Below are 1,898 nucleotides of genomic sequence, written 5' to 3'. Positions count from 1 at the left end.
CCTCGACTTTCATGTGCGGCGGCGCACCGACGCTGAAGAACAGGTCCGAGCCCGCATGCTGGTGCATCAGCTGCAGATAGGGAAAGACGTCGGGTTGCTCGGCGCTGGTGTCGTTCATCGGCGGGTCGCAGTTCGTGGTGTTGCAGCAAGGATAGTCGGCGTCCGCACACGCCCATTGCTTTGTATCAAGAGAGCGGGATGATTGGTCGCCTTATAGCTGGATCGCCGTCTGGCCGCATTGCGGCACGGCCTGGTGCTTGAACGTCGGATACGGGAGGAAGGTGGTGGGATTCTGGAGGGCTGCCCTGCTGGGGCTGCTGCTGTGCACATCGCTACGTGCCGAGGTTCTCCACCTGGTCACGGGGGATGAGTACGCGCCATTCACGGGCAAGGCGTTGCCGGGGCAGGGCATGCTCACCCAGGTGGTGCAGGCTGCGCTGGCCGAGCAGGGGCTGGCCATGACGCTCGATTGGCAGCCCTGGAACCGTGGCTATCTCAATGCCTCGCGCGGCGAATACGACGCCACCTTTCCCTACGTGCACTCCACCCAGCGCGAGCAGGACTTCCTCTACTCGGCCCCTCTGTACAAGGCCGAACAGCACCTGTTCAGTCGCGTCGGCGACTCGCTCGAACTCGACGACCTGTCGCGCCACAAGGGACTTCGTCTCTGCTATCCGCTGGGCTGGCAGCCACCGGTCGCGATCCAGCGCCTGATCGACCAGGGTGCGCTCAGGCGCCATTCACCGCTCGGCCTCAAGGAATGTGCACGGCTGTTGCTGCTGCAGCGCGACGACCTCTTCATCGCCGACCGCAATCTGGGGGAAAGCGCCCTCAGCTCGATCGGTGTCGGTGCGGAGCGGTTTCACCGCTCGCGCGCCCTGGGCAGCAACACCCTGCATTTCATCGTGCCTCGACGCCATCCGCGGGCGGCGGAGCTGATCGAGCGCTTCGACCACGGCCTCGACGCGCTCAAGGCGAGTGGGGAGTACCAGCGCATCGTCGATCGTTACGTGGAATAGGTGGTCGTCGAGGACGACCACCCGGTTCAGCTGCGCTCGTCGAAGCCAGGCCCATGAAAGCTGCGCACTGCGTTGCCGCGCTCGAGTTGATGATGCTGCAGGCGCCGCTCGGCTCGCGCCGTATCGCTGGCTTGCTCGCCGAGGTCTTTCAGCCGCTTGGCCAGCAGCATCAGCGCAATGCGCTTGTTGGCATGCTGGCTGCGTTCGTTCTGGACCTTGACGCTGATGCCTGTGGCCAGGTGAGTCGCACGTACCGCCGAGTCGGTGCTATTGACGTGCTGTCCACCAGAGCCAGAGGCGCGCAGGGTCTCGAAACGCACCTGGCTGTTCGGCAGGGCTTCAGGCAGTTCGTAAAGCGTGCCGCTGAAGAACCAGTTCTTGCGTCCGTAGCCTGCGCGAAAGGGGCTGGGACACACCCATTGCATGGTGCCGCTCCAGGCTGTCGCAAGTGCCTTGCCCTGTTCACCGTGCAGGCCAAGCAATACCGAGCGCAGGGTGCCGGGCCGTGGCCCGGTTTCCTCCTCGAGGAGCTGCAACTGCACCTCCAGTGCTGTCGCCTCGCGATGAAGGATCGGCATGGCCTTGGCAACCGCCAGTGCGCACTCTGCCGGGCCTTGGCCCGCGGAAAGTTGCAGTAGCAGCATCAGCAGCACCCCCCGCGCGTCTTGTACGTGAGCACTGGCTTGAGGCGTGCCAGCACGCGCAGCAGGCCCGCGTCACGCAGGGCGCCAATCACTGAGTCGATGGCCTTGTAGGCTTCGGGGGCCTCTTCGTAGATCAACCCTCGATCGGCGCAGATGACCCGGCTACCCAGTGCAGTACGGCTCAGTTGCTCGACGCTGTAGCGTTTGGCGAGGCGTTCCTTGCACTCGCTACGCA

3 protein-coding genes are annotated in these 1,898 nt (G+C 64.5%); 1 reads left to right on the top strand and 2 read right to left on the bottom strand.

The window, feature by feature from the left end:
- Positions 1-257: 257 nt before the first annotated feature.
- Positions 258-1,019, top strand: coding sequence for a substrate-binding periplasmic protein (locus J0A65_RS22775; protein WP_206596589.1), 762 nt, complete (start codon positions 258-260; stop codon positions 1,017-1,019).
- A gap of 26 nt (positions 1,020-1,045) precedes the next feature.
- Here J0A65_RS22775 and prfH read toward each other — a convergent pair whose 3' ends face one another.
- Both prfH and J0A65_RS22765 read right to left on the bottom strand, forming a co-directional pair.
- The gene (gene prfH, locus J0A65_RS22770; protein ID WP_416135324.1) at positions 1,046-1,597 is read right to left on the bottom strand and encodes a peptide chain release factor H; all 552 of its coding nucleotides are present in this window, start codon (positions 1,595-1,597) and stop codon (positions 1,046-1,048) included.
- 65 nt (positions 1,598-1,662) lie between these two features.
- Positions 1,663-1,898, bottom strand: a 236-nt coding sequence (locus J0A65_RS22765; RefSeq protein ID WP_206596587.1) for an RtcB family protein, incomplete at its 5' end; no start/stop codon positions are given.

The organism is Bowmanella yangjiangensis, from assembly GCF_017255015.1.
GTDB classification, from domain to species: Bacteria; Pseudomonadota; Gammaproteobacteria; order Enterobacterales; family Alteromonadaceae; genus Bowmanella; species Bowmanella yangjiangensis.
This window is presented reverse-complemented; position numbering and strand designations above follow the sequence as displayed.